Source organism: Pseudomonas sp. USTB-Z (assembly GCF_019691255.1).
Classification (GTDB): Bacteria; Pseudomonadota; Gammaproteobacteria; order Pseudomonadales; family Pseudomonadaceae; genus Aquipseudomonas; species Aquipseudomonas alloputida.
In genome coordinates this window covers 75,919-94,230 of sequence record NZ_JAECZP010000003.1, presented here as the reverse complement: position 1 = coordinate 94,230, position 18,312 = coordinate 75,919, and the positions used below count along the sequence as shown (strand labels likewise).

The window sequence follows — 18,312 nt, the reverse complement described above, 5'->3', positions numbered from 1 at the left end:
GAAAAAAGGTGTGAATGTGAGCGGACTGCGCGAGCAGCAGAAGGCGATGCGTCGTGAAACCATCAGCCGAACGGCGCTAGGCCTGTTTGAAACGCAGGGTTACCAGACCACCACCATGGAGCAGATCGCGCGCTTGGCCGCAGTGTCGGTGCCCACGGTGTTTGCTTATTTCGGCAGCAAGCAGGAAATTTTGCTGGAGAAGCTCCGCGAGGCCGACCACCGGGCGGTGACCGAAGCCCGGCGGCGCCTGCCGGAATTCGACGATGCGCTGGAGGCCCTGTGCTGCTACGAAGCGCACTTGACCGATTACGCATTCGAGGTGCTGCCTGCACCGCTCTGGCGCGAGATATTGCCGCCGTTGCTGCCGTTGCTGGGGGCTGAGCAGCAGGGCGTGCCGGATGCCTACAGGCGCGTCAACGACGCGTTGGTCAACGAGTTGAAATGCCTGCTACAGGACTTGTGCGACAGCGGCAGGCTGGCGGCTGGGCTGGACGTGGGCTATGCGGCGTTCCTGATCAACGATTACGGGCACCTTCAGTTGCTGCGCCTTTGCAGCCGCGAGCCGCTGGACATGACGGCACACCGGGCGGATGTGCGGCGGTTCATGGGCTTTATCCTGGCCGGCATGCAAGCGCGATGAGACTGATCAGGGCGCGCGTGGGCGGCCCTGTCGCGACATGAGGCCGACCCTACAGGCCGCCAGATAGCTGCTCCACCAGAAAATCCACAAACACCCGCACCCGCGCCGGCATCGCCGGGCCGCCGACGAACACCGCATGAATCGGTTCCCGATCACCCGGGTTGTAAGCCTCCAGCAACGGCACCAGTTGCCCGCTGGCCAGGTCATCGGCCACGGTAAAGGTGCCGATACGCGCCACGCCGGCGCCCAGCCTGGCCAGCTGCGCCAGCGCTTCGCCGCTGCTGCATTCGATATTCCCTTTAACCTTCAGTGAGAATGTATGCCCGTCGCGGTGAAACGGCCAGTCGGGCATCGCGCGGCGGAAGTTGAAGCGCAGGCAGTTGTGCCGGGCCAGGTCTTCAGGTTCAAGCGGGGTACCGTGGCGTTGCAGGTAATCGGGCGAGGCCACCACTACCTGGCCGGTCTCGCCAATGGCGCGAGCGCTCAACGAGCTGTCCGGCAGGTGACCGAAGCGCAGTGCCACGTCGGCCTGGCCGCCGAGAATGTCAGCCACCTCGTCGCTGAGGGTCAGGTCAACCAGCACTTGCGGGTAGCGTGCGCTGAAGGCCGCCAGCAGCGGCACTACGGTCAACCGGGCATGGCCCAGCGCAGCGCTGACCCGCAAGCGCCCGCGTGGCACGCCTTGGTCAGTGATGGCTTCTTCCACTTCCAGCATGTCCGCCAGCACCCGCCGTGCGCCGCGCAGGTAGGCCTCTCCCTCGGGGGTGAGGGTGAGCGCCCGGGTCGTGCGCAGCAGCAGGCGGGTACCCAGGCGCTGTTCGGTGCGGGCGAGAATGCGGCTGACCGCCGAGGGCGTCAGGCCTAGCGCTCGGGCGGCAGCAGACAGGCTGCCCGCTTGCGCCACCTTGACAAAAATCTCCATCTCGCCGGATCTGCCACTGAAGTCCATTTGTGCCTCTCAAGCAAAGGTGGTTCGCAAAAATGCAGTCTAGTGCGCATTTTAAACGGATCGTAGCATTTGCGGCATAGATAAGGAGCTTGCCATGCGTATCAATCCACCGCTTATCGCACTCGCCATCGGTGCCTTCGGCATCGGCGTTACAGAGTTCGCCCCCATGGGCATGTTGCCCAGTATCGCTACCGACCTTGGCGTTTCCATCCCTGCTGCCGGGCTGCTGGTCAGTGCCTATGCCATCGGCGTGCTGATCGGCGCGCCGCTGATGACCCTGGCCACGGTGAAGATCCCGCGCCGTTACCTGTTGATCGGGCTGATGGCCATTTTCACCTTGGGCAACCTGATGTCGGCCCTGGCCAGCGACTACGCCAGCCTGCTGGTGGCCCGCGTGGTCACTTCACTCAACCACGGCGCCTTCTTTGGCATCGGCTCGATCGTCGCGGCCAGTGTGGTGCCGCCGGCGAAGCGCGCCGGGGCCGTGGCTGCAATGTTCATGGGGTTGACCCTGGCCACCATCGGCGGCGTGCCGTTGGCGACCTGGTTGGGTGAAATGCTGGGTTGGCGCACGGCGTTCTGGGGGATTGCCGGGCTTGGCCTGGTGGCGATGACCACGCTCTGGTACGCACTGCCCAATGTTGCGTCGCCCAAGGGCGAGGGTGCCCTGGCCGAGATCCGTGTGCTGGGCCGCAGGCCGGTACTGGCGGCCTTGTTGCTGACCGTGGTGGGTTCCAGCGCCATGTTCACGGTGTTCACCTACATTGCGCCGATCCTGCAGCATGAAGCGGCGGCGTCCACCCCTTTCGTGACGGCCATGCTGGTGCTGTTCGGTGTCGGCCTGACCTTGGGCAACGTGTGGGGCGGCAAGGCGGCGGACCGCTCGATCGATCGTACCCTGATCCTGTCACTGGCTGGGCTGATTGCCGTGCTGCTGGTGTTTCCGCTGGTACTGGACTGGCCGCTGCCGACTGCCCTGGCGATCCTGGTTTGGGGGGCGGCCAGCTTTGCCCTGGTGCCGCCGCTGCAAATGCGGGTCATGGAAGCGGCCAAGGATGCGCCCAACCTGGCCTCGGCGGTGAACATTGGCGCGTTCAACCTGGGCAATGCGATCGGTGCGGCGCTGGGCGGCGCGGTGATCAACGCCGGGCTGGGCTACCCGGCGATTTCCCTGGCGGGGGCTGCGATGGCGGCGCTGGGGCTGGTGCTGGTGCTGCTGCTTGCCTGGCGTGGGCGAGGGGTGGTAGCCGGGCGGCAGGTTGCGCTGTAACAGGCCGGAACCTTGGGGCACCTTGCGCCCCTGGATACACGTCCTTGCGGGTACTACGGGGTACCGTTTCGGCCATGCAGGTGATAGGCAGGGCGCTCGCTCAGGCGCTCGTAATAATCGCGCACCGCGGGCAGGTGCGGGTGCTCGAACGGCGTTTCGAACCAGCGGTTGACCGACAGGCCGATCGGGATGTCGGCCAGGGTGAACTGGCTGCCGGCCACATAGGCACCGGTGCCGGCCAGCTGGCGGTCGAGGATGCGCATGTAACGTGACCACTCGGCACAACCGGCAGCCAGTGCTTGCGGGTCCTGGTGAGCGGGCGAATGCCTGACCAGCGACATGAACGCGTAGCTCCAGGAGCGGTTAAGGTCCGAGGCCTGCCAGTCGATCCACTGGTCGATCCTCGCCCGCGCCTGGGCTTCGCCGGGATAGAACGCGGTGGCGCCGTAGCGGCTGGCCAGGTAACGGATGATGCTATTGGATTCCCACAAGGTGAAGTCGCCGTCCTGGATTACCGGAATCATGGCGTTGGGGTTCAGCGCGAGGAACTCGGTGCTGTCAGTGGCCTTGAAGCCAGAACCCCAGTCTTCGCGCTCGAACGCGATCTCGAATTCGGCGCAGGCCCACAGGACTTTTCGCACATTGATGGAAGAGGCTCTTCCCAGTATCCGCAGCATGGTGTTCGTCCTTGTGTGGGGGAGGTTGATCGTCCGCCACTGCCGGGGGGCGGGTCAAGTGGGCTGAGCGGTGGCTCGGCGCTCCCTGTGCAGGGTTCTTGTAGTCCATTTCCTAAAGTGACCCTTTCCACCCCTTTGTCATTGTAATGGGGCAGGCAGCGGCCTAGCCTCGGCAAGCGCCTAATCTTGAGGAATGGACATGGACAGCGAAACGCCGAAAAACAGCAGCAAGCCCTATGTCGTGCAAGCCGCGAGCCGCTTTGGCAACAGCGATGCCGAACTGGTGCAAATGAAACCGCAACTGCCAATACGCACCGCACTGATGGAAGCTTCGGGCATCATGGGCTGCATCACCGAGATCACCCGCAGGGCCATCGACAGGCCTGACGACCGCCAGGTGATGATGAAGGCCACGTACTACCTGGCGGGGATGGCCAAGTCACTGATCGACGGCCAGCTGCTGCAGATACGTCAGGCGCGCGAAGGCGGGGGCGAAGCCTAGCCAGGCTTGCCTGGGGGGCGCGAACTTGGCACCCTTGGGCGGTTTAATCGTCTGTAACACGACAGAAGGAAGCATGCATTGAGCTGGGACAAGGTGGGGAAGCTTCTCGTCGCCGTGCTGATCGGCCTGATGGTCCTGTTGGCCGCCTACGCGTTGCTCAGGGGCAATCCGCGCCTTGAGGCGTCACTGACCTATGCCTACCTCACTTACCCCAGCCAGTTCAGCGAGCGGATCAGCAAGGCCAGCGAACAACTGAAGTACGAGCAGTTGCAGGGGCAAATCAACGGTATCGTTCAAGGCCAGCTGGGCCATGATCAGGTCGAGCGGCTCATCGAAATGGCGCAGGCCCCTTATGCCCAGCTGTTCGCCAAGCCTTTCGAGGCCGGGCTGGTCGACCACCGTACCGGCCTGCTGATCGAACTGCACAACAGTGGTGATGCGCAGGTCCGGCAGGTGAAAATCCGCCTGCCAGCCAAGGGCCTGGTGCAGGTGCGCGATGCTGCCGGCAACGACACGCTGCTGGAAACCGCCATTGCCCAGGTTGATATCCCGGCTATCGAGCCTGGTGGCACCTGCAAGGTGTGGGTGTATTTCGATGCCGACTACTCGCAGATCCGCCATGGTGGGGTCAGTATCAGCCATGCCGATGGTGAGGCCAATGTGCAGGTGTACCGCGAGGTCATCGGTTTTCCGGCCATGGTTGCCCGTTACAGCCGTGAGCTGATGATGCTGCTTGGCATACTGGCGGCCAGCGTACTGGGCTTGGCCTATGCCTGCCTGGCACGTCGTGGCCCGCGGTAAAACAGCCTGCAGAAAGATGCGTGCATGTGTTCTGCGATCAAGGGTCATTTGCTGAAAACGCAACACGCCCCCGCAGACGACCCTCTATAGTGCTCGGCATGACGAACCCCCTGCCGAGCCTGCCTGATGATCCCTTCTCTGGACGCCATTTTTTCTCGCCTGCGCCTGCGCCAGTTGCGTTTGCTGATCGAGCTGGACCGCTGCGGCTCGCTGCACAAGGCAGCTGAAGCCATGACCATTTCCCAGCCCGGTGCCACCAAGGCCCTGCGCGAGGTCGAGGAGGTGCTGGGCGTACCGTTGTTCCAGCGAATGCCCAGCGGCCTGGTTGCCAACGACGTGGGCCGCTGCGTGGTGCGCTACGCGCGGCTGATCCACAGTGACCTGGGGCATCTGCGCGAAGAGGTGTTGGGCATCGTCCAAGGCCAGGGCGGGCGGCTGGCGGTGGGCAGTATCATGGGGGCTATGCCCACACTGGTCAGCGCCCTCGGGCGCTTGCGCCGCAAACAGCCGCAACTGGCAGTGGAAATCGCCGAGAATACCAGCGCCAACCTGCTCGTCCAGCTGGACGAAGGGCGCCTGGACTTGGCTATCTGCCGGCCAGGGCTGGGCCGCAACGCGGCGGAATATGGCTTTGTCGAACTGGCCCAGGAGCCGCTGGCGGTGGTCGCGCATCCGCAGCATCCGCTGGCCGGGGTGGCGGCACTCAAGATCAGCGACCTTAGCCATTATCGCTGGGTGGTTTATCCGGCCAACATGCCCATGCGCCAAGCGCTGGAACGCGAGTTGAGCGAGGCTGGGGTGGCGGTGTCGCGTTATCCGCTGGAGACCTTCTCCACCTTCGCCACCTTCATGCTGCTTGAAGATGACCCGACATTGGTGGCGGTCATTCCCCGTGCAGTGGCGGCCTTTGCCGAGCAGCGCGGGTTGCTGGTGTCGCTGGCGGTGCCGCTACGGGCGCTGAGCGAGCCGTTCGGCATCGTGCACCGGGTCGCGGCGCTGTTATCGCCTGCGGCACGATTGCTGGTGGAGGAACTGACGGCGGGTGAAGTGTGACGCTACCCCTCTATTCCCAGCCCGTTGTCGAAGCGCTGGTTGGGATAAGCGGCGGTTATCGGTGGATCAGTTCTTTTCATTATCGGTGGCCCTGTCCTGTGCTCTAGAGTGCCCCCCGGCAGTGCCTGTCAGTCACCCTGTAACCCTGATTGCATCAAGGAGCAAACCAATGGATCTAGGCATCACCGGCCGCTGGGCCATCGTCTGCGCGGCCAGCCAAGGCCTTGGCAAAGGCTGCGCCGAAGCGCTGGGCAAAGAAGGCGTCAACCTGGTCATCAATGCCCGTACCCAGGCCACCCTGGAGCAGACCGCCAGCGAGTTGCGCAGGGCCTGCCCGGGCATCGAGGTCCATACCGTGGCAGGTGATGTGGCCGACCCCAAGGTGCGCCAGGCGCTGTTGGCGGCCTGCCCGCAGGTCGACATTCTGGTCAACAACGCCGGTGGCCCGCCACCGGGGGACTTCCGTGATTGGGGGCGTGATGACTGGCTGAAGGCGCTGGACGCCAACATGCTCACGCCCATCGAGCTGATCAAGGCGGTGGTAGATGGTATGGCCGAACGTGGGTTTGGCCGGGTGGTGAACATCACCTCCGGCGCGGTGAAGGCACCGATCGACATGCTGGGTTTATCCAACGGTGCCCGCAGTGGCCTGACCGGATTCATTGCCGGCCTGGCCCGGCAGCAGCGCCTGGCGGGCCGCAATGTGACACTCAACAACCTGTTGCCTGGGGCGTTCGACACGGCGCGCCTGCAAAAGACCTTGAAGGCGGCGGGTGGTGATGTGGAAGTCACTGCCCAGGCACGGCGCAAGGCCATTCCGGCGTCGCGTTTTGGCGAAGCCGCGGAGTTTGGCGCGTATTGCGCATTTCTGTGCAGTGCGCATGCCGGGTACATCACCGGGCAGAACCTGCTGATCGATGGCGGGGCGTATCCAGGAACCTACTGACGCCGTTGGCGCTATTGCTTGCAGCCGCCTTCGCCCTCATGCAGCGCCAGGCTCTGGCGCAATTGTTCAATCATGGCCGCACGTAGCGCCTGCGGCGCCTGGATGCGGATCGAACCCGCCTGGGACAGCAGCCAGCCCATCAGCGCGCGGTTGTCGTCGACGGTGGCCACCAGCGCGGCGCCGCCGCCAGCCTGCGGCGTCAGTTGCATATCGACGGACAGGGGTGACTGTTCCAGGCGGCGGGCCAGCGCGTCATCGACCCAGGCATACAGTACAACGTGTGTCGGGGGGGTAAGTGCGTCGGGTTGCAGCTGCTGCGCTTCGCCCAGGCTCAAGCCCGGTTGCCAGTACCAGCCATAAGGCATGCCTTTACTGTTGCACTGTAGCGGGAACAGTGCGGCGAGCTCCACCAGGTCGCGCTCGACGGTGCGTTTGCTGGTGGAATGGCCCACGGTTGTCAGGGCAGCCTGCAACTGGGTGGAGCTCATGCCTGGGTGGCGGCCGGGCAGTAACTTGAGCAGTTGCCACTGGCGGGCGATGGTGTGGCGGGTCGGGTGGCTGGGCAAAGGGCTCATCCTTGAAGACAGGCACCAAGCCTGCCTGGGTAGTGGCGTTTAGCTATTGCCTAGCATACCTTGTCACAAGATGGGATCCAAGTTGTGGCATCAGGCCTCGGTCAAGTGGTGCGGCGCCTGAGCGACCTGGACATCCAAACCCGCAAGCCACTGGACATTGCCGTATGGACCAACGAGGAGGGCGCGCGCTTCATCCCGGCCCTGTTCGGCTCGGCGGTGTCCACTGGCAGCCTCGCGCTGGCCGAGGCGCTGGCCATTCGCGATGCCGATGGCGTCAGTGTCGCCGACGAACTGCACCGCACCGGGTACGCCGGCCAACGCCCGCTGGTGTGCTGTCAACTTTGATTGAAAGTGTACTTATTTTCGAGCATGAATTTTGGTGCAGTCCATTTTGGACCTTTCACATATCCACCGGCTTTTTGCTCAATCAAGCCGTCGCTCGTCATTTTTCTGATCAGTTCGATGAGGCCAATGCAGTCACCTAAGTGAATCCAATTGTTCTGGGTGTAAAGCCTGTCTAGTTGCGGGTGGGAGATGCCAGTGCCTCTGGTGAAAAATAAAATTACATTCGTAGGAGATTCGTTTTTAATTACATCGTGAATGGTATCCATGGTTTTCCCGCTCAAGCTGGATTACCTCTGCTTCTAGCGCTTGCGCTGTATATAATAGCTCGGCGTCTGATTCAGGCTGATAGTCTTCAAAAGTGGCTGCGTGAATATTGTTCCAAGTCTCGCCGCCATCAGTTGGTAGAATTTTATCAGCAATGCCAAGGGCGCGGAGGTGCTCAAGCCCCCTTATTTCATGTATGAAAAATCGCTTGTCGATGTCGGTTGCTTGTAGTGTGCGCTGTAGATTTTTTTCGAGTCTATCTATCATCATTTTGTTCGCGCCTGACGGCAGAAGTCGACTTGTTTGTAATTTGACTAACTCGACGCCGCCTGCTGTGATCCGGGCCTCTCTCCAATCCATTCGTTCGATTGGGCCCCCCGGCTTTGTCCAGGTTGTAGGGGTGTCAGCTGTAAGCCCCTATAATTCTCACGCCGGGATAGGGAGAATTGAAAACCACATACAGTGGCGGTAGGCCTGACTCTGGCGGGAAGCAGTAGATGCAGTCTTTATAATTCGGTGGCTCATGAGGCACAACACTTCTTCTTAACTTCTTTGATCACACAGTTCAAACCTGCTCCCTGCCCCAGTCACTTTCCTGCACCTGCTCCTTGTAGTCACAGGCTCTAACGCGCCAGGAATATTTGGGGGCGAGAGGAGCAAGCGCGAAGGGGGTGATGGAGCCAATAAGTGCAGGCCACAACATCTTCAACGTCTGTGAGATGTCGTGGCGCGCGGGCGGCGCTCAATCCCACAGGCGGTGCGGATGTCGTGGCGAACTACATCCCACTCCGGCGCACATGCTTGACGAAGACCTTCTCCAACAACTCCCACATCGCCGGGTCCGTACTGAAGGCCACGTTGAAGCGCATCCACCCGGTCGCTTTGGCGTCGACCATGAACAACTGCCCAGGCCCAAGCATGATGCCTTTCTCCAGCGCATCGTCCAGCAACGCTGCACTGTCGGGAATCGCCGGGTGGCGGGTCCAGATGTACATGCCTTCATCCGATTCGGTGAACAGTTCGAAGCCTAATCGATGCAGATGCCGGCCAACTTCCTGGTGCGCCTCGGCCAGCCGCTGGCGCAGGCGCTTGAGGTGCTTACGCCAGCGCCCGTCGATGATCGCCGCATACACCACGCGCTCCATCACCTGCGAAGTGGTCAGGCCTGAGCGCATTTTCAGGTGCAGCAGTTTTTGCATCAGCTCGGGGTTGGCCAGCATGTAGCCGACCCGTACGTTGGGTGAAATGCTCTTGGAATAGCTGCCCACGTACACCACCTGCTGCAGATGGTCGAGGCTGGCCAGGCATGGCTGCGGCTCGGCGACCATGTCGGCGTACAGGTTGTTCTCCACCAGGCGGAAGCCATGCTGGCTGGCCAGTTGCAGCAGGCGGTGCAACTGCGGCAGCGGGGTGCGCGAGCACGTCGGGCTGTGCAGGTGCGGCTGGGTGAAGAACGCCGTCGGGCGGTGGTGGGTGAGCAATTGCTCCAGCTGGTTCAGGTCGTAGCCGGCCGGTGTACGTGGCACGCCTACCAGGGTTGCGCCTTGGGTGCGCAGAATGCTCATGAGGTTCGGGTAGCCGGGGTCGTCCACCAGCACCACATCGCCCGGGCGTACCAGTGTGCGTGCGGCCAGGTCCAGGGCCTGGCTGGCGCCGTGGGTGAGCATCAGCTGTGCTGGGTTGGCGACGATAGACAGCTCTTGTTGCAGGTTCTGGGCGGTCAGCGCACGCAGCTCCATCAGGCCCATGGGGTCGCCGTACCCCGACAACTCCAGCGGGCTGCCGGCCACCTGGCGCAGGCCGCGGCGCAGGCCGTCTTCGTACATCCAGTCGTTGGGCAGCCAGCCGCACCCCGGTTTGTACGGCAACTGGCGGATTTCGAAAATCTGCTGCAGGTACCACTCGGAGTTGAACGTTGGTCGACTGGTGTCGGCCTCGGTGTTGTGCTGCTCCAGCAGTTCGCCCGCCGCACGGTTGACGAAGAACCCCGCATTGCCACGGCTCACCAGCAGCCCCTGGGCGACCAGGCGGTCGTAGGCCTCGACCACGGTGAAGGTACTCACCGAATAGCTGGCGGCAAAGGCGCGGATCGACGGGACCTTGGCGCCTGGCTTGAGGGTTTGGTTGTCGATCAGCTCGCGCAGCCCATCGATGATCTGGTTGACCAGCGGGGTAGAGGAGTCTGGATGTAATTCGAACATTCGGGGCCTTCAGGGTGCGTATCGCCTGGCGTCTGCAGGGTGTACTGCATGGGCGACCTATACAGTGCAGTGCGAGATTCATGCCACTGTGCATGGCTCTCTGCGTTGGACATTTTTACATTAGGTGTCGGATATCGCCACATAAAGCATGTTCAGTTCGCCTCAGGCAGTCGCCCTGGGGCGCGTCAGCAGGCCGCCATGGAAGGCCTGCGTGTGTAAGTTCACACCATCCTGCCCGCATTAGCACTGATGTACAGGTGAAATCGCCAGCCATCGGGGTTTCACAGTTTTCCTTGGATAAAAAGAAGCACGGGGTACACAACTGATGGACGCAACATCCACAACCACCACCGCGAAAAGCAGGCACGAGAGCAAGCTCAGTGCCTCGCTGAAGTCGCGCCACCTGACGATGATGTCGATCGCCGGGGTTATTGGCGGCGCCTTGTTCGTCGGTTCCGGCAGCGTGATCCACAGTGCCGGCCCAGCCGCTGTCCTGGCCTACCTGGCAGGCGGCATCCTGGTGGTGCTGATCATGCGCATGCTGGGTGAAATGGCGACTTCCTCGCCTGACACCGGCTCGTTCTCAACCTACGCCGACCGCGCCATTGGCCGTTGGGCCGGTTTCACCATCGGCTGGCTGTACTGGTGGTACTGGGTCATTCTCATGGCCTGGGAAGCCTATGTGGCGGGCAAGATCCTGCATGGCTTCTTCCCCGACATCAGCGTCAACGTGTTCGTGCTGGCCACGACCCTGTTGCTGATCACCGTCAACTTCTTCAACGTCAAGCACTACGGTGAGTTCGAGTTCTGGTTCGCCTTGATCAAGGTGATTGCGATCGTCTGCTTCCTGATCGTGTGTACCGCTGCCGTGATGAACATCTGGCAGTTCGGTGAAGTGCGCGGCATCAGCCACCTCACCGCCGAAGGCTTCATGCCCAATGGCATCACCACTGTGATCGGTGCCTTGCTCGGGGTGATGTTCGCCTTCCTCGGCGCCGAAATCGTCACCATCGCCGCTTCCGAAGCCAAAGACCCGGCTGCGCAGATCGTCAAGGCGACCAACTCGGTGGTCTGGCGTGTGTGCCTGTTCTACGTCGGCTCGATCTTCCTGATCGTCTGCCTGGTACCGTGGAACGACCCGCACCTGGGTGTTTCTGGCTATGGCGCCTATCGCCGTACCCTGGAACTGCTGGGCGTGCCGTATGCCGAGCTGCTGATGAACTTCGTGGTGCTGACTTCGGTGAGCAGCTGCCTGATCTCGGGCCACTACACCGCTTCGCGCATGCTGTTCTCCCTGGCCCAGCGTGGCGATGCGCCGTCGTTCTTCAAGATCACCCGCGCCGGTACCGGTGTACCGGTGTACGCGATCATGGGCTCGTGCGCCGTGGCCGTGGTGTGTGCATTGATCAACTTCAGCGAGACCCTGCGCCCGAAAGACGTGCTGGACACCCTGATGAACACCACCGGCATGATCGCCCTGCTGGTGTACCTGGTCATCGCCTTCTCGCAGCTGCGCATGCGCCGCAAGCTGATTGCCGAGGGCAAGGAAGTACGCCTGAAGATGTGGCTGTTCCCGTGGCTGACCTACCTGGTGATCGCGTTCATCGTGGCTGCCCTGGTCACCATGGCCTTCATGCCTGACTACCAGATTCTGGTCATTTCCACCGGTATCGCTGCGGCGGTCGTGGTGGCGATGGGTGTGGTGCACCAGATCCGCTCTGGTAGCAAGCAGCACTAAGCGTCACTCGCGTCTGGAAACGGCCGGCTCCCTTGGGGACCCGGCCGTTTCGCGTTGTTGGGCCTGGGCTTTTTCTGCAGGCATGTGGAAACGCTGGTTCATCCACGGTGAACCGAGCAGGGCGGCCGCAGCGATCAGGGCCAGGATGGCGAGGGCGATGTAGGTCTTCAAGGGCGTGCGCATGCAAGGACTGACTTCAAGCAGAGGTGATCAGTTCCGGGGTAATCCGTTCGCAACCGTCCCGCCGGGCGACAGATGGCATATGCTAGGCACATTGCCCGCCCAAAGGAGCCGCACATGGCTTGGTCCGCCAACCAGTATTCCCTGTTCGAAGACGAACGCACACGCGCCGTACGCGACCTGATTGCCGCCATCCCGCCACGGCCGGTGCGCCACGCCACCGACCTGGGGTGCGGCCCCGGTAACTCGACCGAAGTGCTGCTGCAACGTTACCCCGATGCTCAGGTGACGGCGCTGGACAGCGACCCGGACATGATCGACAAGGCCCGTGAGCGCAAGCGGCTGTGCATCCCGCGTGTGCGCACGGTCATTGCCGACATTGCCGGCTGGACTGCCCCCGAGCCGCAGGACCTGATCCTGGCCAATGCCTCGCTGCAATGGGTACCTGACCACGCCTTGCTGTATCCGCACCTGGTGCGCCAGCTCAGCGAAGGCGCCAGCCTGGCCGTGCAGACCCCGGACAACCTCGACGAGCCGGCCCACCGGCAGTTGCGCGAGATCGCAAGCCAAGGCCCTTGGGCGGCGAAGTTCGCCGACTTGCAGCTGCCCCCACGGCACAACGCGGCGTTCTACTACGACTTGCTCAGCCCGCTGTGCGCACGGGTGGATGTGTGGCGCACCACCTATCATCACCCGTTGATGGGGGGCGCCGAAGCGGTAGTGGAATGGTTCAAGGGCTCGGCGTTGCGGCCTTATCTGGCCAGGCTTGATGAGCAGGAGCAGGCCGACTTCCTGCAGATGTACCTGCAGGCCATGCAGCGCGATTATCCGCCGGCCTCTGATGGCAAGGTCCTGTTGCCCTTCCCGCGGTTGTTCGTGATCGCTACCCGCTAGGGCGGCGCCAGCGCCAGGCCACGTAGCTGTAGATGCCGAGGTTCAGCGCCAGCACGAGGGTGCCCAGCAGCAGCTGGATCTGCGGGGTCAGGCCGGCGGGGTAGATCAGTGGCCAGACGTAGTGCTCGACGAAGCTGCCCTGGTAACCGGCGTCACCGGCGGCATTACGCATGCGGTTTTCCCAGGTGGTCAGCGGGCAGCCCAGGTGCAGGCACTCCACCGCCAGGCCCCAGGCCAGGGCCGGCAAGTGCAGCAACAGGGCAGGGCGCCAGCGCAGCACCAGCAGCCCGCCGAACAGCACCAGCAGGATGAAGGCCAGGTGCAGCAGCACCAGGGTGTCGGCGGCAAGGCGGTAGAGCATGGGGTGGGCGCCCGGGGATTGGGGTTATCCCAGCATAGTCGGGTTGCCTGATCTGGCCCCTTCGCGGGCTCGCCCGCTCCCACAGCATCACCACAGATTCCGGATGCCGCGCAGGACCTGTGGGAGCGGGCGAGCCCGCGAAAAGGCCAGCACAGGCCTACCCCCCTTCCTCGACCATCTGCAGGAAAGTCGCCACCACCCGGCGTGTACGCTGCTCGCTCAGGCACACCAGGGTCTCGGTCAAATGCCGCTGGCAATCGACAATCGGCAACGCACACACCCGCGCATCGGCACCGAACTCCGCCGCCGACACCACGCCCACACCAATCCCTACCACCACCGCTTCACGCGCCGCCTCCCGGCCCTCCACCTGGATCGCTGCGCGTATCCGCAGGCCGGCACGTTGCATCTCTTCTTCCAGCGTTTGCCGCGTTACCGAGCCGGGCTCGCGCAGCACCAGTGGCGTGTCGTCCAGGTCGGCCAGGCTGATCGAGCCACGGCTGGCCCATGGGTGGTGGTGGGAAACGAACGCCACCATCGGGTCACGACGCAGCGGCAGGCAATGCAGGCGCTCATCGTCGACATCCCGCCCCAGCAGGGCCAGGTCGGCCTGATAGCTGAACAGCCGCGCCAGCGATTCGTCGGTATTGCCCGTTTCGATCTTCACCTGGATACCCGGATAACGCTGGCAGAAGCGGGCGATCTGCGGCAGCACGTGCACCGGCGCATCCACTGCCAGCACCAGGCTGCCGGTGTGCAGCGCACGCGAGTCGTGCAGCAGCTCCTGTGCCTCGGCCTCGCAGGCGAACAGGCGTTGGCTGATGCCCAGCAGCCGCTCACCAAGGTCGGTGAGCTGCACCGAGCGTTTGTTGCGGTGGAACAGCAATACGCCGAAGCGCTCTTCCAGTTTGCGCACCTGATCGGACACCGCAGGCTGGGTAAGAAACAGCCTTTCTGCAGCGCGGGTAAAGCTGCCGTGCACGGCCACCGCGTGGAAAGCCTTGAGTTGAGCGTGGGAAACCGACATGACGACCTCAGTAACAAGCTGGGCTTATGTGTGTAATACGATAAATCGATTTTATTTATCTTACAGCAACTGTTTCCATGGATTTCAGCCCGACGCTGGCACCACGAATGCCGCCAGGGCCATGGCGCTCACACGGCGCCACCTGACCCGATGACAGCCTCGTCATCGCTGTGCGTAACACAAGAACAAGACAGGCGTTTCTTCACATTCTGCCGGCACACTTGAGCAAGAGGTCAGACTTACATGAATCAATCCCTAGCCGCGTTCAAACGCTGGCGCATCCAGATTTTCGCCATCACCTGGCTGGCTTACGCCGCCTTCTACTTCACCCGCAAAGCCTTCTCGGTGGCCAAACTGGGCATCGCCGAAGACCCAGGCTTCATGCTCGACAAGGCCGCCATGGCCAACCTGGATGCCATCTACCTGGCCGCCTATGCCGTGGGCCAATTCACCTGGGGCATGCTTGCCGACCGCTTCGGGCCGCGCGTGGTCGTGCTGGGCGGGTTGCTGATTTCTGCGGCGGCGGCAGTGGTGATGGGCAGTTACGCAACCTTCCCGATCTTCGCCACCTGCATGCTGGTACAGGGCCTGGCGCAATCCACCGGCTGGGCCGGCTTGTGCAAGAACATCGGCAGCTTCTTCCCGGCTTCGCAGCGCGGGCGGGTGCTGGGCCTGTGGAGTTCCTGCTATGCCTTCGGCGGCCTGGTGGCCTCGCCGTTCGCGGGCTGGTGGGCCTACACCCTGGTGGGCACCTGGCATGCGGCGTTCTTCTCCAGCGCGGCAGTGGTGGCGCTGGTGGCGGTGCTGTTCTTCTTCCTGCAGCGCAACAAACCCGAGGACGTCGGCTTGCCGGCGGTTGAGCCCGAGCCGCAAAGCATGGCCCCGGCCGACAACCTGTGCAGCGTGTGGGCACCCCTGCGGGAAATCTTGCGCAACCGCACGGTGTTGACCCTGGGCCTGGCGTATTTCCTGCTGAAGCCGGCGCGCTACGCCATCTTGCTGTGGGGCCCTGTGATCGTCTTCGAGCAGATGCCCTCGGTGGGCAAAGTAGGCGCGGCAATCATCCCGACTGCTTTCGAACTGGCCGGGCTGCTTGGCCCGATCATGATCGGCCTGGCCTCCGACAAACTGTTTGGCGCCCGGCGCATGCCGGCCTGCGTGATCAGCCTGGTGCTGCTGACCTTGACACTGGCGGCGTTCATGGCGGCCATGCACACCGGCAGCGTGCTGCTGGTGGTGGCCCTGTTGTTTGTCATGGGTCTGACCCTGTACGGGCCGGACTCGATGATCAGCGGCGCTGCAGCCATCGACTTCGGCACCGCCAAGGCCGGCGCCACCGCAGCAGGTTTCGTCAACGGCTGTGGCTCGGTGGGCGCGGTGCTGGGTGGGCTGCTGCCGGGTTACTTCGACGGCGTCACGGTGTTCATCGTGTTCGCGGGCTGTGCGCTGTTCTCGGCGCTGGTGTTGCTGCCGCACTGGAACAGCCGCCCGGCCAGCAGCGCGCAAGGCACCGACGTGGCACCGAACACCAGCATGGCAATCAAGCCACTGCGTACTTAAAGGAAAGCGAGCGAATGAGACCCTTCTGGCTGCAACAGGCCCTGGATTCGGCGCAGGAGGCGGTATGCCCGCCGCTGCAAGGCGATACCCGTTGCGATGTGTGCATTGTCGGCGGCGGCTACACCGGCCTGTGGACGGCGCTGATGCTCAAGGAAGCGGTACCGGCCCTGGATGTGGTGCTGATCGAGGCCGACATCTGTGGTGCCGGTGCCAGCGGCCGCAATGGGGGGTGTGCGTTGTCCTGGTCGGCCAAGTACTTCACCCTCGAACGCCTGTTCGGGGCGGCGGAGGCGGTGCGGCTGGTGCGCGAGTCGGAGCGCAGCATCGCAGACATCGGTGTGTTCTGCGCGGCCAATGGCATCGACTGCGACTACCGCCTGGACGGCACGCTGTACACGGCCACCAACGCAGCGCAGGTCGGTGCCACCGACGCGGTGATCGCCGCGTTGGAGCACAAGGGCATCAACTCGTTCCGCCGCTTGCCGCTGGAGCAGGTGCAGCGCCTGGCCGGTTCGGCACGGCACCTGGAGGGCTGGTTCTCGCCGGCCGCCGCCACCGTGCAGCCTGGCAAACTGGTGCGCGGCCTGCGCCGCGTGGCCTTGCAGCGCGGCGTGCGGCTCTACGAAGGCACCGCCATGACCGGCCTGGAGCACGGCGCCCCGGTGCAGGTACGCACGGCCCACGGCACGCTGCGCGCCGACCGTGTCGTGCTGGGCCTCAATGCCTGGATGGCGCGCGTCTTCCCGCAGTTCGAGCGCAGTGTGGCGATCGTTTCCAGCGACATGGTCATTACCGAACCGTGCCCCGAGCTGCTGCGCCAGATCGGCCTGGACAGCGGCATCAGCGTGCTCGACTCGCGTATTTTCGTGCACTACTACCACAACACCTCCGATGGCCGGCTGATGCTCGGCAAGGGCGGCAACACGTTTGCCTATGGCGGGCGCATGTTGCCGGTGTTCGACCAGCCGTCGCCGTATCGGCGGTTGCTGCGCGAAAGCCTTGGCGGCTTTTTCCCGGCCTTGGCCGAGGTGCCACTGGCGGCCAGCTGGAACGGGCCGTCGGATCGCTCGGTAACCGGGCTGCCGTTCTTTGGTCGGTTGGACGGGCAGGGCAACGTGTTCTATGGCTTTGGTTACTCCGGCAGCGGTGTTGGCCCGTGCCACATGGGCGGGCAGATTCTTTCGTCGCTGGCGCTGGGGCTGGACAACCCGTGGACCCGGTCGCCGCTGGTCAAAGGGCCGCTGGGGCTGTTCCCGCCCGAGCCGATCCGCTACCTGGGCTCGCTGATGGTGCGCAATGCCATCCGCCGCAAGGAGCAGGCCGAAGATCGTGGTGTGCGCCCGCGAAGGCTGGACGTGCGGTTGGCGCGGTTTGCCGCGGCGGCGGGCAAAGCCGATAAAGGCTGATGAGATTTCTTGTCGATCCCATGCTCGAGGGCGTATAAAATGCACCCACTTTTGGCCGGTCGCTTCCTGAACCGGCCGCTGAAACAAGAGAGTCGACATGGGCGCACAGTGGAAAGCCAAACATAGAGAAACAGCGGCCAATGCCAAAGGCAAGATCATGGGCAAGCTGTCCAAGGAAATCCAGATCGCGGCCAAGTCGGGTGCCGATCCCGACATGAACCCGCGCCTGCGCCTGGCCATCGTGCAAGCCAAGAAAGCTTCAATGACTCGCGAGACCCTGGATCGGGCAATCCGCAAGGGCGCTGGCCTGGACGGTGATGCCGTGCAATACCATGCGGTGAGCTATGAAGGTTTCGCACCGCACCAGGTACCGCTGATCGTCGAGTGCCTGACCGACAACATCAACCGCACCGTCGCGCAGATCCGCGTGCTGTTCCGCAAGGGCCAGCTGGGTGCCAGCGGTTCGGTAGCGTGGGACTTCAACCATGTCGGCCTGATCGAAGCCACGCCTGCGAGCGCTGACGCTGATCCGGAAATGGCCGCGATCGAAGCCGGTGCCCAGGACTTCGAGGAAGGTGAAGAAGAGGGCTCGACCCTGTTCATCACCGACACCACCGACCTGGACGCGGTGCAGAAGGCCCTGCCGGAGCATGGTTTCACCGTGACTGCGGCAAAAATCGGCTACACCCCTAAAAACCCGGTAAGCGCGGCCAGCCTGAGTGCTGAAGCGTTGGCCGAGGTCGAAGCGTTCCTCGAGGCGATCGACGAGCACGATGACGTGCAGAACGTCTATGTTGGCCTGACCGAGTAATCGTCGGGGCCGCGTTGCGGCCTGTTCGCGGGCAAGCCCGCTCTCGCAGGTTTTTCACGATGCTGAACGATGTGAGAACCCTGTGGGAGCGGGCTTGCCCGCGAGAGGGCCC

21 protein-coding genes and 1 pseudogene are annotated in these 18,312 nt (G+C 63.3%); 12 read left to right on the top strand and 10 right to left on the bottom strand.

Features of this window, described 5'->3' with window-relative positions; genetic code table 11:
- The first annotated feature begins 16 nt into the window (after window positions 1-16).
- Window positions 17-640, top strand: a complete 624-nt coding sequence (locus tag I8746_RS04370) for a TetR/AcrR family transcriptional regulator (RefSeq protein ID WP_012052848.1) — start codon at window positions 17-19, stop codon at window positions 638-640.
- A gap of 49 nt (window positions 641-689) precedes the next feature.
- Here the strand turns inward: I8746_RS04370 and I8746_RS04365 are convergent, their stop codons facing one another.
- Window positions 690-1,589, bottom strand: coding sequence for a LysR substrate-binding domain-containing protein (locus tag I8746_RS04365; RefSeq protein WP_012052847.1), 900 nt, complete (start codon window positions 1,587-1,589; stop codon window positions 690-692).
- 94 nt (window positions 1,590-1,683) lie between these two features.
- On the opposite strand from I8746_RS04365, the gene I8746_RS04360 reads away from it, so the two are divergent.
- Complete coding sequence (locus I8746_RS04360) at window positions 1,684-2,859, top strand: MFS transporter (protein ID WP_012052846.1); 1,176 nt, start codon at window positions 1,684-1,686, stop codon at window positions 2,857-2,859.
- Window positions 2,860-2,912: 53 nt separating this feature from the next.
- Here the strand turns inward: I8746_RS04360 and I8746_RS04355 are convergent, their stop codons facing one another.
- On the bottom strand, window positions 2,913-3,536 hold the full coding sequence (locus tag I8746_RS04355; protein WP_104962037.1) for a glutathione S-transferase family protein: 624 nt from the start codon (window positions 3,534-3,536) through the stop codon (window positions 2,913-2,915).
- A 199-nt stretch (window positions 3,537-3,735) separates the two neighbouring features.
- On the opposite strand from I8746_RS04355, the gene I8746_RS04350 reads away from it, so the two are divergent.
- The 4 genes from I8746_RS04350 to I8746_RS04335 all read left to right on the top strand — a co-directional run bounded on the left by I8746_RS04350 (window position 3,736) and on the right by I8746_RS04335 (window position 6,838).
- Window positions 3,736-4,038: a DUF3077 domain-containing protein gene (locus I8746_RS04350; RefSeq protein WP_161773940.1), complete on the top strand. Its 303-nt coding sequence runs from the start codon at window positions 3,736-3,738 to the stop codon at window positions 4,036-4,038.
- Window positions 4,039-4,116: 78 nt separating this feature from the next.
- Window positions 4,117-4,839, top strand: a complete 723-nt coding sequence (locus tag I8746_RS04345) for a hypothetical protein (protein WP_088512766.1) — start codon at window positions 4,117-4,119, stop codon at window positions 4,837-4,839.
- 126 nt (window positions 4,840-4,965) lie between these two features.
- Window positions 4,966-5,892, top strand: a complete 927-nt coding sequence (locus tag I8746_RS04340; RefSeq protein WP_221100193.1) for a LysR family transcriptional regulator — start codon at window positions 4,966-4,968, stop codon at window positions 5,890-5,892.
- A 169-nt stretch (window positions 5,893-6,061) separates the two neighbouring features.
- The gene (locus tag I8746_RS04335) at window positions 6,062-6,838 is read left to right on the top strand and encodes an SDR family oxidoreductase (protein WP_088512764.1); all 777 of its coding nucleotides are present in this window, start codon (window positions 6,062-6,064) and stop codon (window positions 6,836-6,838) included.
- Between the two features lie 11 nt (window positions 6,839-6,849).
- On the opposite strand, the gene I8746_RS04330 is transcribed toward I8746_RS04335, so the two are convergent.
- Window positions 6,850-7,404: a WYL domain-containing protein gene (locus I8746_RS04330; protein ID WP_014860861.1), complete on the bottom strand. Its 555-nt coding sequence runs from the start codon at window positions 7,402-7,404 to the stop codon at window positions 6,850-6,852.
- A gap of 93 nt (window positions 7,405-7,497) precedes the next feature.
- Here I8746_RS04330 and I8746_RS04325 point away from each other — a divergent pair.
- A pseudogene (locus I8746_RS04325) lies at window positions 7,498-7,740 on the top strand (Zn-dependent hydrolase); the annotation flags it as partial.
- 8 nt (window positions 7,741-7,748) lie between these two features.
- Here I8746_RS04325 and I8746_RS04320 read toward each other — a convergent pair.
- The 4 genes from I8746_RS04320 to I8746_RS04305 form a co-directional block, all read right to left on the bottom strand.
- A complete protein-coding gene (locus tag I8746_RS04320; RefSeq protein WP_083285016.1) occupies window positions 7,749-8,024 on the bottom strand; it encodes a hypothetical protein in 276 nt (91 codons plus the stop codon).
- On the bottom strand, window positions 7,999-8,292 hold the full coding sequence (locus I8746_RS04315; protein WP_221100192.1) for a hypothetical protein: 294 nt from the start codon (window positions 8,290-8,292) through the stop codon (window positions 7,999-8,001). The genes I8746_RS04320 and I8746_RS04315 overlap by 26 nt, the downstream gene beginning before the upstream one ends.
- A gap of 133 nt (window positions 8,293-8,425) precedes the next feature.
- Window positions 8,426-8,554, bottom strand: coding sequence for an S-type pyocin domain-containing protein (locus I8746_RS27455; protein WP_121783682.1), 129 nt, complete (start codon window positions 8,552-8,554; stop codon window positions 8,426-8,428).
- A gap of 244 nt (window positions 8,555-8,798) precedes the next feature.
- Window positions 8,799-10,223: a PLP-dependent aminotransferase family protein gene (locus I8746_RS04305; protein ID WP_012052839.1), complete on the bottom strand. Its 1,425-nt coding sequence runs from the start codon at window positions 10,221-10,223 to the stop codon at window positions 8,799-8,801.
- Between the two features lie 325 nt (window positions 10,224-10,548).
- Here I8746_RS04305 and I8746_RS04300 point away from each other — a divergent pair, with 325 nt between their 5' ends.
- The gene (locus I8746_RS04300; RefSeq protein ID WP_088512760.1) at window positions 10,549-11,961 is read left to right on the top strand and encodes an amino acid permease; all 1,413 of its coding nucleotides are present in this window, start codon (window positions 10,549-10,551) and stop codon (window positions 11,959-11,961) included.
- A gap of 3 nt (window positions 11,962-11,964) precedes the next feature.
- On the opposite strand, the gene I8746_RS04295 is transcribed toward I8746_RS04300, so the two are convergent.
- Window positions 11,965-12,144, bottom strand: a complete 180-nt coding sequence (locus tag I8746_RS04295) for a hypothetical protein (RefSeq protein WP_003250772.1) — start codon at window positions 12,142-12,144, stop codon at window positions 11,965-11,967.
- A gap of 114 nt (window positions 12,145-12,258) precedes the next feature.
- Between I8746_RS04295 and tam the strand changes: the two genes are divergently transcribed.
- Window positions 12,259-13,035: a trans-aconitate 2-methyltransferase gene (gene tam, locus I8746_RS04290; RefSeq protein WP_019751924.1), complete on the top strand. Its 777-nt coding sequence runs from the start codon at window positions 12,259-12,261 to the stop codon at window positions 13,033-13,035.
- On the opposite strand, the gene I8746_RS04285 is transcribed toward tam, so the two are convergent.
- Together I8746_RS04285 and I8746_RS04280 are read right to left on the bottom strand one after the other, a co-directional pair.
- Complete coding sequence (locus I8746_RS04285) at window positions 13,025-13,396, bottom strand: DUF2784 domain-containing protein (RefSeq protein WP_003250774.1); 372 nt, start codon at window positions 13,394-13,396, stop codon at window positions 13,025-13,027. The genes tam and I8746_RS04285 overlap by 11 nt on opposite strands.
- A 157-nt stretch (window positions 13,397-13,553) precedes the next feature.
- Window positions 13,554-14,423, bottom strand: a complete 870-nt coding sequence (locus I8746_RS04280; protein ID WP_014753527.1) for a LysR substrate-binding domain-containing protein — start codon at window positions 14,421-14,423, stop codon at window positions 13,554-13,556.
- A gap of 243 nt (window positions 14,424-14,666) precedes the next feature.
- On the opposite strand from I8746_RS04280, the gene I8746_RS04275 reads away from it, so the two are divergent.
- From I8746_RS04275 to I8746_RS04265, 3 genes are all read left to right on the top strand, one after another.
- Window positions 14,667-15,983, top strand: coding sequence for an MFS transporter (locus I8746_RS04275; RefSeq protein ID WP_221100191.1), 1,317 nt, complete (start codon window positions 14,667-14,669; stop codon window positions 15,981-15,983).
- A gap of 14 nt (window positions 15,984-15,997) precedes the next feature.
- Entirely contained in the window at window positions 15,998-17,389 is a 1,392-nt protein-coding gene (locus tag I8746_RS04270) for an FAD-dependent oxidoreductase (RefSeq protein WP_012052836.1), read from the top strand.
- Window positions 17,390-17,486: 97 nt separating this feature from the next.
- Window positions 17,487-18,200, top strand: coding sequence for a YebC/PmpR family DNA-binding transcriptional regulator (locus tag I8746_RS04265; protein ID WP_004575404.1), 714 nt, complete (start codon window positions 17,487-17,489; stop codon window positions 18,198-18,200).
- The last annotated feature ends 112 nt before the right edge of the window (window positions 18,201-18,312 follow it).